Annotated in this window: 9 protein-coding genes; 2 read left to right on the plus strand and 7 right to left on the minus strand. The window is 68.9% G+C overall.

The features are described from left to right. Nucleotides 1–140 precede the first annotated feature (140 nt). Complete coding sequence (locus tag ARC20_RS14745; RefSeq protein WP_057648452.1) at nucleotides 141–1,790, minus strand: M28 family metallopeptidase; 1,650 nt, start codon at nucleotides 1,788–1,790, stop codon at nucleotides 141–143. 95 nt (nucleotides 1,791–1,885) lie between these two features. Then, nucleotides 1,886–3,364 (minus strand): SulP family inorganic anion transporter, encoded by a 1,479-nt coding sequence (locus tag ARC20_RS14750; protein ID WP_057648453.1) that lies wholly within the window; start codon nucleotides 3,362–3,364, stop codon nucleotides 1,886–1,888. A gap of 209 nt (nucleotides 3,365–3,573) precedes the next feature. Between ARC20_RS14750 and ARC20_RS14755 the strand changes: the two genes are divergently transcribed. Continuing rightward, nucleotides 3,574–6,486: a M16 family metallopeptidase gene (locus ARC20_RS14755; RefSeq protein ID WP_057648455.1), complete on the plus strand. Its 2,913-nt coding sequence runs from the start codon at nucleotides 3,574–3,576 to the stop codon at nucleotides 6,484–6,486. Nucleotides 6,487–6,569: 83 nt separating this feature from the next. Here the strand turns inward: ARC20_RS14755 and ARC20_RS14760 are convergent, their stop codons facing one another. The 3 genes from ARC20_RS14760 to ARC20_RS14770 form a co-directional block, all read right to left on the minus strand. Continuing rightward, on the minus strand, nucleotides 6,570–6,773 hold the full coding sequence (locus ARC20_RS14760; protein WP_146165814.1) for a hypothetical protein: 204 nt from the start codon (nucleotides 6,771–6,773) through the stop codon (nucleotides 6,570–6,572). A 244-nt stretch (nucleotides 6,774–7,017) separates the two neighbouring features. Further along, nucleotides 7,018–7,956, minus strand: a complete 939-nt coding sequence (locus tag ARC20_RS14765; RefSeq protein WP_081418220.1) for a hypothetical protein — start codon at nucleotides 7,954–7,956, stop codon at nucleotides 7,018–7,020. A gap of 224 nt (nucleotides 7,957–8,180) precedes the next feature. Beyond that, nucleotides 8,181–8,936, minus strand: coding sequence for a lytic transglycosylase domain-containing protein (locus ARC20_RS14770; protein ID WP_425478477.1), 756 nt, complete (start codon nucleotides 8,934–8,936; stop codon nucleotides 8,181–8,183). Nucleotides 8,937–9,132: 196 nt separating this feature from the next. On the opposite strand from ARC20_RS14770, the gene treA reads away from it, so the two are divergent. Continuing rightward, on the plus strand, nucleotides 9,133–10,770 hold the full coding sequence (gene treA, locus ARC20_RS14775; protein WP_081418221.1) for an alpha,alpha-trehalase TreA: 1,638 nt from the start codon (nucleotides 9,133–9,135) through the stop codon (nucleotides 10,768–10,770). Nucleotides 10,771–10,824: 54 nt separating this feature from the next. Here treA and ARC20_RS14780 read toward each other — a convergent pair whose 3' ends face one another. Next, nucleotides 10,825–11,598, minus strand: a complete 774-nt coding sequence (locus ARC20_RS14780) for an OmpA family protein (protein WP_237642603.1) — start codon at nucleotides 11,596–11,598, stop codon at nucleotides 10,825–10,827. A gap of 152 nt (nucleotides 11,599–11,750) precedes the next feature. Further along, nucleotides 11,751–18,647 carry a YadA-like family protein gene (locus tag ARC20_RS14785; RefSeq protein ID WP_237642604.1) on the minus strand — a complete coding sequence of 2,299 codons (6,897 nt, stop codon included), beginning with the start codon at nucleotides 18,645–18,647 and terminating at the stop codon, nucleotides 11,751–11,753. Between the last annotated feature and the right edge of the window lie 102 nt (nucleotides 18,648–18,749).

Below are 18,749 nucleotides of genomic sequence, written 5' to 3' on the forward strand. Positions count from 1 at the left end.
GGCGTGTCCCGAAAAGGCCCCGCCCCCGCGGGCCGTGCAGGGATCCCAGCACGCCGATCAACATCGCAGGCCAACAAAAACAAACCCGCGCAAACAGAAAGGGCGGCCCCAGGCCGCCCCTCCCCTCCCATCCCAGCAAGTTACTTCCGTTGCCCCGCACTGGCATCGCGCGTAGCGCGGAACTCCGAATCCGCACTCCAGTTAGGCCACTGGCCGGAATCGGCCAGCTGCATCCCCAGCGTGTAGAGGATGGACAGATCGCGCGCAGCCCCGGCGAACGTCCAATCCGGCTGCCACTCATCGCCCTGCTGGTGATAGCGCTTGGCCGTGTAATCGTCCGCCGCCGCCTTGCCCGCCGCGACGCCCCCCACTTCCCAATCCTGCCCGGCCGAATACGACAGCGCCGGCACGCCGCGCTTGGCGAAGGAGAAATGATCGGAACGGAAGAAGTAACCCGCTTCCGGCTTCGGATCGGGCGTGTAGCGCAGCCCGCGCTGGCCCGCCACCGCCTTCAGGTCATCCAGCAGCTCGAGCTTGGCCGTGCCATAGATCCCGAAATCGCGCGACGGCACCGCCGGGCTCATGCCATCCATGTTGATCACCGCCACCGTCTTCTCCAGCGGATACAGCGGCTTGGACGCGTAGAACTCCGAACCCAGCAGCCCCTTCTCCTCGGCCGTCACCGCCAGGAACACCACCGAACGCTCCGGCTTCGGACCGGCGGCAAACCCGCGCGCCAGCTCCAGCAATGCGGCGGTGCCGCTCGCGTTGTCGAGCGCGCCATTGAAGATCGTGTCCCCGTTCGCATCCGGCTTGCCCACGCCGATGTGGTCCCAGTGCGCGCTGTACACCAGCGTCTCGTCCGGCTTGCGGCTGCCTTCCAGGCGCGCCACCACGTTGTGAGACGTGATCACCTCGCTCTTCACGTCATAGCGCGCGCTCAAGCCCTCGCCCTTCAGCACCACCGGCTTGAAATCGCGCGACTGCGCCTGCTTCTTCAGCGCATCGAAATCCAGGCCGGACTGCTTGAACAGCTGCACCGCCAGGTCGCGCTGGATCCAGCCCTCGATCTTCGGATGGCTGGCCGACGGCTGGTCGCGCACCACGTCGAACATCGTGTTGGTGTTGGAGCTGGCCACCGTGGCCCAGCCATAGGACGCCGGCGCCGTCTCGTGCACCACCAGCACGCCGAGCGCGCCCTGGCGCGCGCCTTCCTCGTACTTGTAGGTCCAGCGACCGTAGTAGGTCATGCCCTTGCCGTCGAAATCGCCCTTGCCGGTCTCGAAGTCCGGGTCGTTGATCAGCACGACGGCGATCTTGCCCTTCAGGTCCACGCCCTTGAAGTCGTCCCACTTGCGCTCCGGCGCGTTGACGCCATAGCCGACGAACACCAGCGGCGCGTTGCGCACGTCCACCGTGCTGGAACCATCGAGCGCGGCGCGGATGGCGATCTCCTGGCCTTGGGTGAGCGGCTGGGCCTTGCCCTTCACGTCCACCGACAGGCTCGGCGTGCCGACGATATCGGCCTTGCGCAGCGGCACGGCCTGCGTCCACAGGCGCTTGCCGTCCTGCAGGTCGCCGCCCGGCTGCAGGCCGGCGGCCTGGAACTGCTGGCTCAGGTAGGCGATGGTCTTCTCTTCGCCGGCCGTGGCCGGGCCGCGGCCTTCATATTCGTCGGAGGCCAGGACTTTCACGTCCTGCGAAATGCGCTTGCCGTCGAACTGCGGCGTCGCCGCGAACAACGCCGTCGACACCGACAGCGCCAGCACTCCCACCATGACTCGCTTCACCCTGCACCTCGGAGGTGTTGAACAATCCCCGAGTGTAGGCATGGGTTGGCCCGGCTGGCACGTGACTTTTGGGCTGGAATGCGTGCCGCGGCGCGTCACAACGCCGGGTCGTAGCCCTCGGCCGCACCCACGCGCGACAGCAGCCGGCGGCTGTGCGGATCCAGCCCCACCAGCGACACCTCCAGCCCGTGGTGGCGCAGGCGCTGGATCGCCTGGTCCAGCGCCGCGGCGGCGGTGATGTCCCAGAAATGCGCGCGGCTCACGTCGATGCGCACGCGCTGGCCGGGCACCTCGCGCGGGTCGAAGGCGTCGAGGAAGGCATCGGCCGAGGCGAAGAACACCTGCCCGCTCACCTTCCACACCTGCACGCCGTCCACCACGGCGCCTTCCACGCGCATCAGCCCGGCCACCTTGAAGGCGAAGAACACGCCGCTCAGCAGCACGCCAATGCCCACGCCGGCCGCCAGGTTATGCGTGGCCAGCGTGACGCCCACCGTGGCCAGCATCACCGCCGAGGACGTGCGCGGGTGGCGCACCAGCTGGCGCAGCGAACGCCAGTCGAAGGTCTCCACCGAGACCATCACCATCACCGCGACCAGCGCCACCACCGGCACCTGCGCCACCCACGGGCGCAGCAGCACCATCAGCACCAGCAGCAGCACGCCGGCGAACAGCGTGGACAGGCGGCTGCGCCCGCCGTATTTCACGTTGCCCACGGTCTGGCCGATCATGCCGCAGCCGGCGATGCCGCCGAAGAAGCTCGCCGCCACGTTCGCGATGCCCAGGCCGGTGCATTCGCGGTTCTTGTCGCTCGGGGTGTCGGTGAGTTCGTCGACCACGCGCGCGGTCATCATCGATTCGAGCAGGCCCACCATCGCGATCGCCAGCGCGGGCAGCGCGATGATGCGCAGCGTCTCCAGCGTCAGCGGCACGCCCGGCCACTGCGGATGCGGCAGCGAATCCGGCAGCTTGCCCAGATCGGCGACGGTCTTGACCGGCAAGTCCAGCCACACCGCCGCCAGCGTGAGCACGCCCACGCAGAGCAGCGGCGAGGGAATCGCCGACAGGCCCGGCAGGCGCAGCCGCGGCAGGCCGTAGATCAGCGCCACGCCGAGCGCGAGCATCGCCCAGCTGGCGATGTTCGCGCCGAGCACGTGTGGCAGCTGGGCCGAGAAGATCAGGATCGCCAGCGCATTGACGAAGCCGGTACGCACCGAACTGCTGACGAAGCGCATCAGCACGCCCAGCCGCAGCAGCCCGAAGACGACCTGCAGCAGGCCGGCCAGCACGCCGGCGGCCAGCAGGTACGGCAGCCCATGCGCGGCCACCAGCGGCGCGGCCACCAGCGCCACCGAACCGGCGGCGGCCGAGATCATCGCCGGGCGCCCCCCGCAGAAGGCGATGACGATGCCGATGACGAAGGAGGCGAACAGGCCCACCTGCGGATCGACACCGGCCACCGCGGCGAAGGCGATGACCTCGGGAATCAGCGCGAAGGTGGCGACGGCGCCGGCCATCAGTTCGCGCGCGGGCGCGGCGCGCCACTGGGACAGTTCGTTGCGGAGGAAGGACATGGAGGACTACCGGACGGCGGAGCAGGCGTGCCGCGCCGGCCGGCAGGCGCTGGCAGGGCGGGAACGGACGCGGGGGAGCGCATTTTCCCACGGCAGCGCCCGCCGCGGCCATGCCGGCGCGGGCGGGCCGCGATCCCTGCCGTTGGTCACTTTCCGTCGGCGCGCCGAACGTCTAGCCTCGGGCGTTCGACACGTCCAAGGAGGACTCCATGATCCGACCGCTTTCCCTGCTGATCGCCGGCGCCCTGGCCGCCGGTGCCGGGCTCGCCGCGCCGAATGCCTTCGCCGCGCCCGAATCACTGGCCAGGAATGCCGCCGCCGAGGCGGGCATCCCGGATATCGCCTATACGCGCTTCACGCTGCCGAACGGTTTGACCGTGGTGGTGCACGAAGACCACAAGGCGCCGGTGGTGGCGGTCAGCATCTGGTACCACATCGGCTCGGCCGACGAGCCGACCGGCCGCACGGGCTTCGCCCACCTGTTCGAGCACCTGATGTTCTCCGGCTCGGAGAACCACAAGGGCACCTATTTCCAGCCGTTCGAGAAAGTCGGCGCGACCGACATGAACGGCACGACCTGGTTTGACCGCACCAACTACTTCGAGACCGTACCCACCACCGCGCTGGATACCGCGCTGTGGATGGAGTCCGACCGCATGGGCCACCTGCTCGGCGCGATCGGCCAGCCGGAGCTCGATACCCAGCGCGGCGTGGTGCAGAACGAGAAGCGCCAGGGCGAGAACCGCCCGTATGGCCGCGTGGACCAGAACATCCTGTCCAACGTGTTCCCGGCCAACCATCCGTACCAGCACGACACCATCGGCTCGATGGAAGACCTCGACGCCGCCTCGCTGGAAGACGTCAAGAAGTGGTTCACCGACAACTACGGCGCCGCCAACACCACGCTGGTGCTGGCTGGCGACATCACCGTGGCCGAGGCCAAGGCGAAGGCGGAGAAGTACTTCGGCGACATCCCGGCCGGCCAGCCGGTGTCGCGCCAGCAGCCGTGGATCACCGCGCTGCCGAAGCAGACGCGCGGCGTGCAGCATGACCACGTCTCGCAGCCGCGCATCTACCGCACCTGGGTCGCCCCGCAGCTGGGCACCGATGACGCGATCGCGCTGGACCTGGCCACCACCGTGCTCGGCGGCGGCAAGACCTCTCGCCTGTACCAGCGCCTCGTCTACCAGGACAAGCTGGTCGATGACGTCTCCGCGGCGATCCAGCCGTTCGCGCTGGCCAGCCAGGTGCAGATCCAGGCCGACGTGAAGGACGGCGTGGACCCGGCGAAGGTGGAAGCGGCCATTGCCGACGAGCTGAAGAAGTTCCTCGCCGAAGGCCCGACCGCCGACGAGCTGCAGCGCGCGCAGGTGGCGTACCGCGCCGGCTTCGTGCGCGGCCTGGAGAAGGTCGGCGGCTTCGGTGGCAAGGCGGTGATCCTGGCCGAGGGCCAGGTGTATCGCGGTGACCCGGGCGCCTATCGCAAGGATCTGGAGCGCGCCGCCGCGGCCACCCCGGCTTCCGTGCAGAAGGCTTCGCAGGCCTGGTTCGGCAAGGGCGATTACCTGCTGACCGTGCTGCCGGCCGGCGAAGGCTTCGACCCGGACGCCGAGGACAAGGCCGTCGTCGCCCTGCCCGCCGCCGAAGGCAAGCCGGCCACGAAACTGCCGGCCAGCGCCGGCAGCAAGTTCAAGGTCGCCAAGAGCACCGTGGACCGCAGCAAGGGCGTGCCGGATACCAGCCAGTTCCCGAGCCTGAGCTTCCCGGCCCTGCAGCGCGGCAAGCTCAAGAACGGCATCGAGGTGGTGCTGGCCGAGCGCAACACCATCCCGGTGACGCAGATCCAGCTGATGTTCGACAGCGGCTACGCGGCTGACCAGGGCGGCAAGCTCGGCACCGCCAGCTTTACCGCCACGCTGCTGGGCGAGAGCACCAAGTCGCTCGATTCGGTGGAAGTGGCCAAGCGCCGCCAGCGCCTGGGCGCGATCATCGGCACCGACTGCGACCTGGACGTGTGCGGCGCCTCGCTCAACGCGCTCAACGACCAGCTGCAGCCGTCGCTGGCACTGTTCGCCGACACCGTGCGCAACCCGGCGTTCAAGGCCGAGGACATCGAGCGCATCCGCGCGCAGTGGCTGGCCGGCATCGCCCAGGAGAAGACCCAGCCCAACGGCCTGGCGCTGCGTACCCTGCCGCCGCTGCTGTACGGCAAGGGCCACGCCTACAGCATCCCGCTGACCGGCAGTGGCGACGAGGCGTCGATCAAGTCGCTGACCGCCGATGACCTGCGCCGCTTCCAGTCGCAGTGGCTGCGCCCGGACAACGTGCGCATCCTGGTCGCGGGCGACACCACGCTGGAGAAGATCATCCCGCAGCTGGATGCCGCCTTCGGCGACTGGCAGGCCCCGGCGGGCGCGGTGCCGAAGAAGAACGTCGGCGAAGTGGCCGCGCAGGCCAAGCCGCGGGTGTTCCTGATCAACCGCGATGACGCCCCGCAGTCGCTGATCCTGGCCGGCCTGCTGGCCCCCTCGACGAAGGCGCAGAACAACCTCGCCATCGGCGTGGCCAACGGCGCGTTCGGCGGCACCTTCACCTCGCGCCTGAACATGAACCTGCGCGAGGACAAGCGCTGGGCCTATGGCGCGCAGAGCTTCCTGATGGATGCGCAGGGCCAGCGCCCGTTCCTGTTCTTCGCCCCGGTGCAGACCGACAAGACCGCCGAGTCGGCGGCCGAGGTGCAGAAGGAAGCGGTGGCGGTGATCGGCGACAAGCCGCTGACCGAGGCCGAGGTGGCGAAGATCCGCAACCAGCGCATCCGTGCCCTGCCGGGCAGCTACGAGACCACCAGCGCGGTGCTCGGCGCGATGGAGGCGATCGTCAAGTTCAACCGTCCGGACGACTACGTGCAGACGCTGAAGTCACGCCTGGAAGCGGTGGACCAGCCGGCCGCGCAGAAGGCGATCGAGGAAATCGTGCAGCCGAAGGCGATGACCTGGGTGATCGTCGGCGACCTGGAGAAGATCGAGGCGCCGGTGCGCGCGCTCAACCTGGGCGAGGTGCAGATCCTCGATGCCAACGGCAAGCCCGTCGCCGGCAAGTCGGCCCAGCCGGCGAAGAAGTAAGCGCGACGGTCGTACGCGACCGCACGCCATTAAAGCCGCGGGGCACGCGCCCCGCGGCTTTTTTCATGCCCGCGCGCGCAGGTTCAGACGGCAACCTGCATCGCGGCGTGGCGGAATGCCCAGTCGTAATCGTTGCCCTGGTAGACCGGTTGGGCATTGCGGAACGCGCGCACGCGTTCCTCGTTGGTGGGCGCCTGCGGGCATTGCCCGCGCGCCACGTGCTGCAGCGAAAGAAAGACCAGCGGACCGAACGCCGCCGACCCCACCGCGTTTTGAGTCTGCTTCATGATTGCACCCAAGGAGTTGGCGACGCTCCGGCATGGAGCCATCGCCCCGCACAGATTCCCGATGTCCCCGCCTGCGGTGCCACTGTGCATCCCCGCCGCGCCTGGCCATCCGGGGCCATTCCCCCCGCGCCCATCGTTCGCGCATTCGCGCGAAGCCGTGGTGAAGCCGCATGCATGGCCAAGCCCGCGCGCACGGCAAACGCGAACGGACGTGCGTGGGGGACAGCGCGGTGCGGCGCGGGCTTCAGCGCCGGCAGTCGGCGGTCTTCTCGCGGGCGTACCAGAGCGCGCGGCGGGCGAGATCGTAGGCGCTATCCGCCTGCCTCGGCAGCAGCTGTTCGGCCATCACCGGATCGGCGCCCTTGGCGTAGGCGCGCTCGACCTGTTCCAGCTCGCCCAGATGCGTGCGCACGGTGGCCAGCAGCGGCTGCATCCGCGCCGGCTCGCAGGCGGCGGTTTGCGACTGCAGTTCGGCCAGCGCGTCGCGGATGCGCCGGCTTGCTTCGCCGTCGTGGCCCGGCGCTTTCTCGAAGGCGATCGGCGCGGCCTTGTAGGCATCGCCCGTCGCTTCGCTGCCGAGGTCCTGCTGGCGTTCGTGCAGCGCCGGATTGAAACGCACGTCCGGCGGCGGACGCGCCTTCGCGGCCTGGATATCCGGGCCGAAGATCGCCTTGTTGATCTTCTTCATGCCGCGGCCGATGCCCTGCATCGCCACGTCGCCGAGCGTGCCGTCGGTGGTCCAGTCCTTGTCGAAGGCGGTGGGCTTGTAGTCGATGGGGTTCGGACGCTCCAGCACCTTCTTCGCGCGCGCGAGCTCGCGTGCATTCTCGGTGCCGGGGGGCGAGGCGTCGGGCTCGGCGAACGGATTCACCGCGGTCGCGTCGGCCAGGCGGGCGCTGCCGGTGCGCGAATACAGCGTGGCGGCCATGCGCTCGCTGGCGGGCGGCGGCGGGGACGTCGCCGCGACCGTCGGCGGCGTCGGCGGGCGCGGATGTTCGCTGGCGGTCGCGGGCGGGCGCGCAACAGGCGTCACGTCTTCCGGCGCGGTTGCACGCGGTGCCGGCGGCGCCTCGCGGGTGATGAAGGTGACCTGCAGCGCGGTGTCGGCCGCATGTGGTGAAGGCGAGGGCGTGTGCAGCAGCACGCGGAACATCAAGACCAGCACCAGGACGGTGAACAGCACCGCGCCGGCGCGATGCGCAAAAGTGTCGTCCCTGCTTGTCCGTTTCGATGCCGCCACGAGATTCCGCTACCTGTCGCGCCACGTCCGCAAGCGGCACGATGGCTTTGCTGTCGAGTTTGTCCCGTGCCTGTGCCCCGGTCGAAGTCGACAAATCTAACGAGGTGAACGGCGGCAAGCGTTTGGAATTCGTTCTGCGCCCTGTCAGGTGCAGCGCGCGTTCACCTTCAAGGCGCCGGGCGTTCGACGGGGTTGCCCATCGCCTGCCGATAGCGGGCGTAGAGCGTGAACACCTTGGCCACGTACTCGCGCGTTTCGGCATACGGTGGTACGCCGTTGTACCGCGCCACCGCACCGACCCCGGCGTTGTAGGCGGCAACCGCCAGTGTTCGATCGCCATGGTAACGCGCCAGCAACCAGCGCATGTGTCGCGCGCCGCCATCGATGGATTGCTCCGGGGAGAACGGGTCGGCCACGCCGTACTCGGTAGCCACTTCCGGCAGCAGCTGCATCACGCCCAGCGCGCCCTTCGACGAGACGGCGCGGGGTTCGAAGCCGCTTTCGGCATGCGCGATGGCACGCAGCCAGGCGTCCTCGACGCCGGTCTTCTTCGCGGCGGCGCGGAATGCTTTCGGGTAGCGGTCCAGTTGCGGCTTGCCGACGTGGCCCAGGCCCGGATGCGCCGGCTCGCCCGGTGGCGTGTTCACGGTGAAGCGCAGGTACGGGCGCGAGCCGGGCAGGTTGCGCGTGGAGTACACCGTCACCCCATCCTGCTCGCGTTCGTACAGCGTGCCGCTGAAGACACCGAAGTTGCCCCACAGGTTCGGCGCCTGCACGGCGTTGTCCTCTACCTGGTGCGCCTGGCAACGCGACCCCGGCTCCGGCGCGGTTGACATGCTGACGGTGCCGTCGCGCACGCAGCGGTAGATCGTGCGCGCGTGCAGCACGGGCGCGGCACACAGGCCGCCGCACAGCGCGATCACCGTGAGTGCGTGGAGCAACGGGTTGGGCACCAGCGGCCTCCTTCCCCGGCACGCGAAGGGCGCCGGGGGAAGCAGACGAAAGCATGCGGCGCGTGCAGCCGGCGTGTGCGATACCCATCACGTGCACCGCGACCATCGCGCACGGCGCGTCACGGGGGATGCGATACGGTAGGTCGGCATTCAAGGGAGTCCTGCCATGCCTGAACATCGCGCCTTGCCCCGCTTCCTCGCCATCGCATTGGCTGCGTCGCTGTGCGTGCCTGCCGTACACGCGCGCGAGCGCCCCGCCGCCCCGGCGCAAGCGGTCACGACGCAGGCCCCGGCCGCGGCGGATGTCACGATGCCGACGCTGTTCCAGGCCGTACAGCGCGGCCAGGTTTTCGACGACCAGAAGACCTTTCCCGACCTGCAACCATTGCAGGCGCCCGCGCAGATCGAGGCGGCGTATCTCGCGCAGCGCGGCATGCCCGGTTTCGACCTGAAGGCGTTCGTCGATGCGCGCTTCCGCGCCACGCCGCCGCCCGCCACGCCCGTGCTTCCCGCCGACGCACCGCTGGCCGCGCATATCGATGCACTCTGGCCGCTGCTCAGCCGCGACAGCCGCCAGGTGCCCGACCATGGCAGCCAGCTGCCGCTGCCACGCCCATACGTGGTGCCGGGAGGACGCTTCGGCGAGATGTACTACTGGGATTCCTACTTCACGATGCTCGGCCTGCACGCCAGCGGCGAAGGGGCGCGTGCGCGCGACATGCTGGTGGACTTCGCGCACCTGATCGACACCTACGGGCATATTCCCAACGGCACGCGCAGCTACTACCTGTCACGTTCGCAGCCCCCGTTCTTTTCGCACATGGTGGAACTGGAGGCTGACCACGAAGGGCCCGCGCTGCGCGTGCGCTACCTGCCGCAGTTGCGGCGCGAGTACGCCTACTGGATGGCCGGCGCGCAGGGGCTGAAGCCGGGGCAGGCGAGCCAGCACGTCGTTCGCCTGGAAGACGGCAGCGTGCTCAATCGCTATTGGGATGCACGCGATACACCGCGCACCGAGTCATATCTCCAGGATGTCCAGACGGCCACCGCGGCGAAGGGCCGGCCAGCTGCCGAGGTCTATCGCGACCTGCGGGCGGCAGCCGAAAGTGGCTGGGATTTCTCCTCGCGCTGGCTGGGCGACCGCCGGCAACTGCAGACGATCCGCACGACGGCGATCGTCCCGGTGGACCTCAACAGCCTGCTCTACCACCTGGAAACCACCATTGCCGTCGCCTGCGAGCAGGCGGCCGACGCCGTGTGTTCGCGAGACTTCCGCGCCCATGCCGGCGCGCGACGGCAGGCCATGGCGGCGCACCTGTGGAACCCCGCGGGCTTCTGGGCCGATTACGACTGGCGGCAGCGGAAGATCAGCGATCAGCCGACCGCCGCGATGTTGTTTCCCTTGTACGCAGGGCTGTCGAATGACGAGCAGGCCCGGCAGACCGCGCGCACGGCGCAGGCCGAACTGCTCACGCCCGGCGGGCTGGCCACGACGCGCGAACGCACCGGGCAGCAATGGGATGCGCCGAACCTGTGGGCGCCGCTGCAATGGGTGGCGGTCGAGGGACTGGCGCGCTATCGCGAAGATGCCCTCGCCGAACGCATCGCCACCGGCTTTCTTTCGCGGGTGCAGACGGTTTACGCGCAGGACCACAAGCTGGTGGAGAAGTACGCCAGCGACCCGGACGCGCAAGCCGGCGGCGGTGGCGAGTATCCGCTGCAGGATGGCTTCGGCTGGAGCAACGGCGTGACGCGGGCGCTGATGCTGCGCTACCCGGCACCGGCCGCAATGCCTGCCCGTTGATACCGCACGCCCGTGGCCATGCCCGGCCTTCTCGCGAAGACCGGGCGGGCCGGTTCACTTGTCCACGGTGATTTCCACCCGTACACGACGGTTCGATGCCAGGCAGGCGATCAGCGCGGGACGGCTTTGCTGCTGGCAATCCACGACGGGATCGGCCTCACCACGCCCCTCGGCCTGGATGTTCTGCGCCGGTACGCCCTTCGCCACCAGATGTGCCTTCACCGCATCGGCGCGCCTTTGCGACAACGTCATGTTGTAGTCATCGGCGCCCAGGCGGTCAGCGTAGCCGATCAACCGGATACCCTGCAGGCGCTGCGCGTCGGTCAACGCGGAGACGACGCGCTCGTCCAGCATCCGGATGCCTTCGGAGCGGAGGCGGTCACTGTCGAACTCGAACAGCATGTCGGTAGACAGGTCCAGCGTGCGGGTCTGCGCGGGCGCGGCCGGTGCAGCCGCCACGGGCGGCGCCGGATTCAGCCGGTCCGCGCAGGCGACCGGATGCCAGTAGAAATTGCGGGCCAACGCCGCATTGTCGAACAGCACCTTGTATTGGCAGGTGGTGGTGCCGCCGCTGCCGTCGGGCAGCTGGAAGACGAAGTTCCACTCGTTTACGCCCACCAAGCCTTCCCGGTACTGCGGGTGGCCGATCAGCGCGTATACCTCGGTCTTGGTCATGCCGGCCTGCACCTTGCGCAGCTTGTCCAGGTCCGGGCGCATGGTGGCCGGCACGATGGGGCGTGCCGCACCCATTTCAGGCCATACCGGCTGCTCGGTCGCGCCGTCGCGCACCTGGCTGTAACCACCACACCCGGCCAGCAATGCGACCACGGGCAACACCCGTCCGGCAGCCCGTGCGGATTTCAGATTCAACATGGAAGTTCACTCTTGTCGAAGGCGGCGGTACCGGGGCACCGCCGCATCAGGGATCGACGGACGACCGGCGGGCATGCGCCCACCGGACGTCCCACCGGCGCTTCAGGTCAGAACACGAAGCCCATGCCGACGCGGTAGATCGGCTCGTCATCCTTGGCCGCCGAAATGCCCGCGTTGAAGTTCACGCGGCCGTTGTCGCTCCAACGGGACAAGCCAATACCCAGTGCCGCCTCTCCGCGATAGGAAGACACGCCTGCATTGAGCGCGGTACGGCCCGGCAGGTACGGCGTGACATTGACCAGCGCAGCCGACGCGGCGATGCCGCGATTGACCTGGCGGTTCATGTCGTCCATGTCGCGGTTGAGGGTGCCCCACGCGTCATTGATCCGCGCATCGGTGTAGTCCTTGGCCGATGCCTGCGCCTGGTTCACCTGCCGCACGCTGGCCGCATCGGTATCGCGCACGCCGTCGGCCACGTTGGCCACCACGCGTTCGCGACCGGCGGCACCCACCGAGACGCTGTTCGCTCGATCCGCCACCGCGCCGCTGCCCAACGCCACGGCATTGGCGGCCTCGGCCGTGACCTGCGCGCCGGAACCGACGGCGATGCCACCGGCGGCCGGCACGCGGGTTCCCGCACCAATCGCCACGCTCCCCTGCGCGGTAACGCCGGGATTCGCCTCCTTGCCCGGACCTTGCACATTGACCAGGGGATTGGGCGTGGTGGCGGGCGCCGGTGTGTTCTCCAGGGTAATCACGCGCTTGTCGATGCCGTTGATCGAACTGGTGAGCGAATCCCGCAGGGCGGCGACCTGCCCGCCGTTCACCGCATCGCGGCTGCCCGCGGCGATGCGCCCATCGGCCACGTTCGTCAGCACCGTGCCTTGCGCGCCGCCGAAGGTAACGCGGCCCTTGGCCGAATCCCCGTCGTAGACCACCGCATCCAGGGTGGCGCCCTGGCCATCGACCAGGCCCGTGCTGCGCAGCTGCTTCAGGTTCACCGCGTCGGTATCTGCTTGCGCGTCGGCGACGTTGCGCAGGCGCACCGGCGTGGTGGCATCCTTTCCACCCAGGGTGACGGTGCCGCGGCTGGCGTCGTCGTAGGTGACCGCCGCCACGGCGGCGCCCTTGTCATCCACCAGGCCCGAAGACTTCAGCTGCGAGACGTTGACCGCATCAGTATCGGCGGTGCCCGCCTTGACGTTGGACAGCGTCGTACCACCCTGGCCCTGGAAGCTCACCTTCGCCTTGGTGGCGTCGTCATAGACGAGGCCCAGCGGGCTGCCGGTGCCCGCGATGGCATTCACCGCCGACAGCGCATCCCCCACGTTGGTGTAGGTATTGCCGCCCACGCTGTAGGTCGGTCCCTTCACCGAGCCATCGCCCTGCACCGCCGCACCGCCGCCGAGGGCTGCGGTCGCCTGCTTGAGCTGGCCGACGTTGACCGCGTCGTTGTCGCCACGGCCGGCGGCCATGTTGACGACACGGCGGGTGTTGGCCTTGGTGGTCAGCGTGGTAGCGCCCTCGCGCCCCGCCGCGATGGCCTGGTAGGCGTGATCGGTGGCGCTGCCGACGGACACCGTGTTTTCCTGATCAGCGACGGAGCCGGTACCGATCGCCACCGCGTCGCTTGCAGTGGCGCGGGCCAGCGTACCGAAGGCGATGGCGTTGTCCGCTTCGGTACCGCTGTCGGAACCGATGGAGATGACGCCTGCGTGGTTGTCGGTGAACGCGCTGTCCGTCGGGCCCGTCCGGCCGGTGCCATCCGCGCGACCGGTCACCTGGAGATACCAGTTGCCGTTTTCCAGCACCTGATAGCGGCCACGTCCCGCGGAGTCGGTGTTGCTGCCGTTGACGGGCGCCGCGGCCGCCGATAGTTCCATCGCGGCCATGGGCACGACGCGCGTTGCCGCCGTGGGCAGATTGGCCAGCGCGCTACGCGGCGGCAGCCGGGTGTTCAAACCGTCCATCGTGTTCTGGCTGATTTCCCGGACCATGCCCAGGTTGGCCGCGTCGGTATCTTCCACGCCATCGGCGACGTTGGTGATGCGGGTGCCCTTCGGCAGCGGTGCATTCAACTCGGTCACGCCGTCGCCGTTGGTGTCGGCGAAGTAGCGACTTTTGCCCGCGCCGGGCTCAAGATCCACGCGCGGCGCACCCGCCTCGATGGTGCCCGGCGTGTAGGTGATGCGCTTGTTGGTGATGACGCCGGCGTTGTTGAAGGTGAAGCCCGCATCCTTGAGCTGCTTCACGTTGAGGGCGTCGGTATCGCTGGTGCCGGCGGCCACGGCGACCACCTTCTTGCCGGCGGCATTGGCCTCGCCATTCGGGCCATCGAACAGCACGGCCTTCTGCACCTTGCCCGCGCCGTCCACCAACCCCGCATCCTTGAGCTGCTTGACGTTCACCGCGTCCAGGTCAGCCTGGCCCGCCTTGACGTTGGCCAGCGTGGTGCCGCCCTCGCCTTCCAGCGCGACGCGTACCTTGGTGGCATCGGCGTAGCGCACGGCCAATGCATTCCCGGCACTGCCCGCGGTGGCCGCGGCGGTGAGCGCGTCGCCGACGTTGTCGTAGGTGTTGTCGTTGATGCGATAGGCCGGGCGCTTGACGGTGCCGTCCGCGTTGACATCGCTGCCGCCGCCCAGGGCAGCGGTGACGCCCTTGAGCTGGGTCACGTTCACCGCATCCATCGCCGCGCTGCCGGCCTTGACGTTGGCCAGCGTCGTGCCGCTCGTGCCGCCGAGGGTGACCGCGGCCTTGTCGGCTGCGTCATAGGCCACGAAGCGGTTGGTGACGTTGCCGCTGCCATCCACGTTGATGCCGGCATCCTTCAACTGCTTCAGGTTGACCGCATCGGTGTCGGCGGTGCCGGCGCCCACGAAGGCGATCTGGCGGGACCTGGTCGCGTTGCCGACCGCCACGCTGTCCGCGCGATCCGTGGTGCTGCCCGCACCCAAGGCGACGGCATTGTCGTGCGCGCCCCGGGACGCGGCACCCAGTGCCAATGCGTCCTTGGCCGTGGCCGAGGCGTTGGCGCCGAGGCTGGCGGCGTTGTCGACACTGGCGATGGCGTCGGCGCCCACGGCCACCGAGCGGATGCCACCCGCGCTGGACGCCTGGCCCACCGCGACGGCCTGGGCCTGGCTGGCGAGCGCCTTGGTTCCCAGTGCGGTGGCGCCGGCGGCGGACGCCTGGGCGTTGAAACCGACGGCCGTTGCATCGTTGGCCTTGGCCAGGGCACTGGTGCCTGCCGCCAATGCATTCTCGGCACTTGCCTCGGACAGCGCGCCCGCCGCCAGCGAATTGGTGCCGGTGGCCGATGCGTCTTCCGCGGTGGAGTTCGCACGGAAGTAGCGGATGCCGCGGCCCTGCTTCAGGTCGTTGATGTCCCCGCTGTTGGCGAGCGTGCGGCGATCCAGGTCACCGAGCGCGTCGCCGACGTTGTTGTACGGGGTGCCGTTGAGCGTGTAGGTCGGCGGGCGGATGGCGCCGTCCTGCGCCACGCCCGCACCACCGCCGAGCGTTTCCGTCAGGCCACGAACCTGCGAGACGTTGGCCGCGTCGGTGCTGGCCACGCCGGCACGCACGTTACGCAGGACGGTGCCTTCCGCACCCCCGCCGAAGGTGACCACCTGCTTGGTGGCATCGTCATAGATGACCGCGGCATTGGTGACCTTGCCGCTCGTTGGATCGACCGCGATGCCCGCCTCCTTCAACTGGGACAGGTTCACCGCGTGGTCGTCGGCCGTGGCTGCCTTGACGTTGGCCAGCACGGTGCCGCCGGTGCCCTGCAGCGTGACCTTTCCCTTGTCGGCGGTGTCATAGGCCACGAAGCCATTGGTGACGTTGCCGGTGGTCGGATCGACCTGCAGGCCCGCATCCTTGAGCTGCTTGATGTTGGCGCCATCGGTATCGGCGGTGCCCGCCTTGACGTTGACGATGCGCTGCCCGGCGACGTTTGCCTCGCCCGAGGGGCCATCGAACAGCACCGCCTTGCGCAGGTTGCCCTTGTCGTCGATCAAGCCAGCGCCCTGCAACTGCGCGACGTTGACCGCGTCGGTGGCCGCCACGCCCGCCTTCACATTGGAGAGCGTGGTGCCCGCCGGGCCGGCGAGCGTGACGCGATCCTTGCTCCCGCTGTCGTAGGCGACAAAGCTGTTGGTGACGGTGCCGTTGCCATCCACCGTCATGCCCGCGTCCTTGAGCTGCTTGAGGTTGACGGCATCGGTGTCGCGGCTGCCCGCGGCGAGGTTGGCCAGCTGCTTGCCATCGGCGTTTGCGTTGGCGGTTGCGCCGTCGGCGTTGAACAACACGACCTTCTGCACGTTGCCGCTGCCGTCCACCAGGCCGGTGTCCTTGAGCTGCTTCACGTTGACGGCGTCGGTATCGGCAGTGCCTGCCTTGACGTTGGAAAGGGTGGTGCCACCCGCACCCGCCAGCGTGACCTTGGTCTTGTCGGGGCCATCGTAGGCCACCAGCGCGTTGGTCACCTTGCCGGTGGCAGGATCGATGCTGATGCCTGCGTCCTTGAGCTGCTTCAGGTTGACGGCATCGGTATCGCGGCTGCCCGCGGCGAGGTTGGCGAGCTGCTTGCCTTCGGCGTTGGCGTTCGCGGTCGCGCCATCGGCGTTGAACATCACGGCCTTCTGCGCCTTGCCGGCATCGTCCACCAGCCCGGTGTCCTTGAGCTGCTTCAGGTTCACGGCGTCGGTATCGGCAGCGCCCGCCTTGACGTTGGCGAGCGTGGTGCCGTCCTTGCCGGCAAACGTGACCTTGCCCTTGTCCGCGCCATCGTAGGTGACGACGCTGCTGGTCACGTTGCCACTGTCATCGACGGCCACGCCGGCCGCCTTGAGCTGCTTCAGGTTGACGGCATCGGTATCGCGGCTGCCTGCGGCGAGGTTGGCGAGCTGCTTGCCTTCGGCGTTGGCGTTCGCGGTCGCGCCATCGGCGTTGAACATCACGGCCTTCTGCGCCTTGCCGGCATCGTCCACCAGGCCGGTGTCCTTGAGCTGCTTCAGGTTCACGGCGTCGGTATCGGCAGCGCCTGCCTTGACGTTGGCGAGTGTCGTGCCGTCCTTGCCGGCAAACGTGACCTTGCCCTTGTCCGCGCCATCGTAGGCGACGAAGCTGCTGGTCACCTTGCCGCTGTCATCGACGGCCACGCCAGCATCCTTGAGCTGCTTCAGGTTCACGGCGTCGGTGTCGCGATTGCCCGCTGCGAGATTCGCCAGCTTCTTCCCATCGGCGTTGGCGTTGGCTTCGATGCCGTCGGCGTTGAACAGCACGGCCTTCTGCACGACGCCACTGCCGTCGATGATGCCGCTGTCCTTGATCTGCTTGATGTTCACCGCATCCTGGTCGGCCACGCCCGCCTTGACGTTGGCGAGTGTCGTGCCGTCCTTGCCGGCAAACGTGACTTTGCCCTTGTCCGCGCCATCGTAGGCGACGAAGCTGCTGGTCACCTTGCCACTGTCATCGACGGCCACGCCGGCATCCTTCAGCTGCTTGAGGTTGACCGCCTGATCATCCGCCGCGCCCGCCTTGACGTTGGCGAGCGTAGTGCCGTCCTTGCCCTGCAGTGCAACCTTCGCCTTGCCTGCGTCGCTGTACTTCACCGCCAGTTCGGCGCCGGCGTCGGCAGCCGCCGCCGCCTTCAGCGCGTCGCCCACATTGTCGTACTTGGTCCCTGCCACTTCGTAGCTCGGCCGGCTGACCGACCCATCCGGCTGCACGGCCGCACCGCCGCCCAGCCCGCCCAGGGCCCCTTCCAGCTGCGACACGTTCACCGCGTCGTTGTCGTTGTAGCCCGCGGCCATGTTCACGATGCGACGCGTGTTGGCCACGCTCGGCAGCGTCACCGGATTGCTGTTGGCGTCGTAGCTCTGGATGACATCCTCGGGTCTGCCGAGGCTGCCCACCGATACGGTGTTCGCCTCGTTGGCCACCGAGCCGGCACCGAGGGCGACCGCGTCACCCGCGTTGTCGGTGACCAGGGCCTGCACACCCACCGAGATGCCGTTCTGCGCACGCGTGGCCGCGTCCGAGCCCACGGCGATCGAACCGGGAATGCCGTGGTTCTGGCCCTGGTCGGTGGGCCCGGTGCGGCCGACGCCGTCGGCGCGGCCTGCCACTTTCAGGTACCAGTTGCCGTTCTCCAGGTTCTTCAGCCGGCCTTGGGCCCCCGAATCGATCTGGCTGCCACCGCTGGGCACCGCGGCGGGGGACGGCGCCTGCGCCTGTTCCTCCGCCATCGCGACGGGCGGCACAGCGGCGTCCTGCGCCGCCTCCACCGTCAACGTGACCTGCTGCTCGACCACGTCCTCGATGGTGGCGGCCGGCGGGACCACCGGAACCTGCGCGGACTCGGAGAGGGCCATGAAGCGTGCGCGGAAATCGTCGATGCTCCGCTGGCTGATGATCTTGACCTGGCCGAGATTGGCAGCGTCAGTGTCCTGGACACCGTCGGCCACGTTGGAAAGCACCGAGCCCTTGGGCAACAGCCCCTTCGCGCGGTCGCCATCCAGGTAGTACTGGCTGTTGCCCGTGCCCGGCGCGAGCACCACGCGCGGACTGCCCGACGCGATGCTGCCGGCCTGGTAGGTCACTGCATCGTTGGTCACGTTGCCGCCACCATCGAGGTCGAAACCCGCCGACCGCAGCTGCGCGACGTTGAGTGCATCCGACGACTGCGTGCCGGCGGCGACCCGCGTGACCTGGCGCTGCCTGGACGCGCTGCCCACGGACACGCTGTCGTTGCGATCCGTCTCCGCGTTGGCGCCCAGCGCCACCGAGCCCCCATGGGTGGCCTTGGCGGCGTCGCCCACCGCCACGGCATGGCCGACGGCCGCGCTACTGTGCGGACCCAGCGCCAACGCGCCATCGCCCTGGGCATTGCTGTGCGCGCCAAGCGCCACGCCATAGCCGCCGCTGCCCGCGTTGGCCGCGTAGCCGGCTGCGAAGGTCGCGTTGCCGCTGGACACCGATGCCTCGGCGATGGTCACCGAGTTGATGCTGGTGGGGTTGGCCGCCACCCCTGTCGACGTGGTGCGGAAGTATTTGTGGGAAGCGTCCGCCCAACGATCAACGGGCGTCGGGGCGGGGGC

Source organism: Stenotrophomonas panacihumi (assembly GCF_001431645.1).
In the GTDB taxonomy this organism is placed as follows: Bacteria; Pseudomonadota; Gammaproteobacteria; order Xanthomonadales; family Xanthomonadaceae; genus Stenotrophomonas_A; species Stenotrophomonas_A panacihumi.

Coding starts and splice junctions, on each gene's coding strand:
- treA (WP_081418221.1), top strand. CDS start 9,133: ATGCCTGAACATCGCGCCTTGCCCCGCTTCCTCGCCATCGCATTGGCT.
- ARC20_RS14760 (WP_146165814.1), bottom strand. CDS start 6,773: ATGAAGCAGACTCAAAACGCGGTGGGGTCGGCGGCGTTCGGTCCGCTG.
- ARC20_RS14755 (WP_057648455.1), top strand. CDS start 3,574: ATGATCCGACCGCTTTCCCTGCTGATCGCCGGCGCCCTGGCCGCCGGT.
- ARC20_RS14750 (WP_057648453.1), bottom strand. CDS start 3,364: ATGTCCTTCCTCCGCAACGAACTGTCCCAGTGGCGCGCCGCGCCCGCG.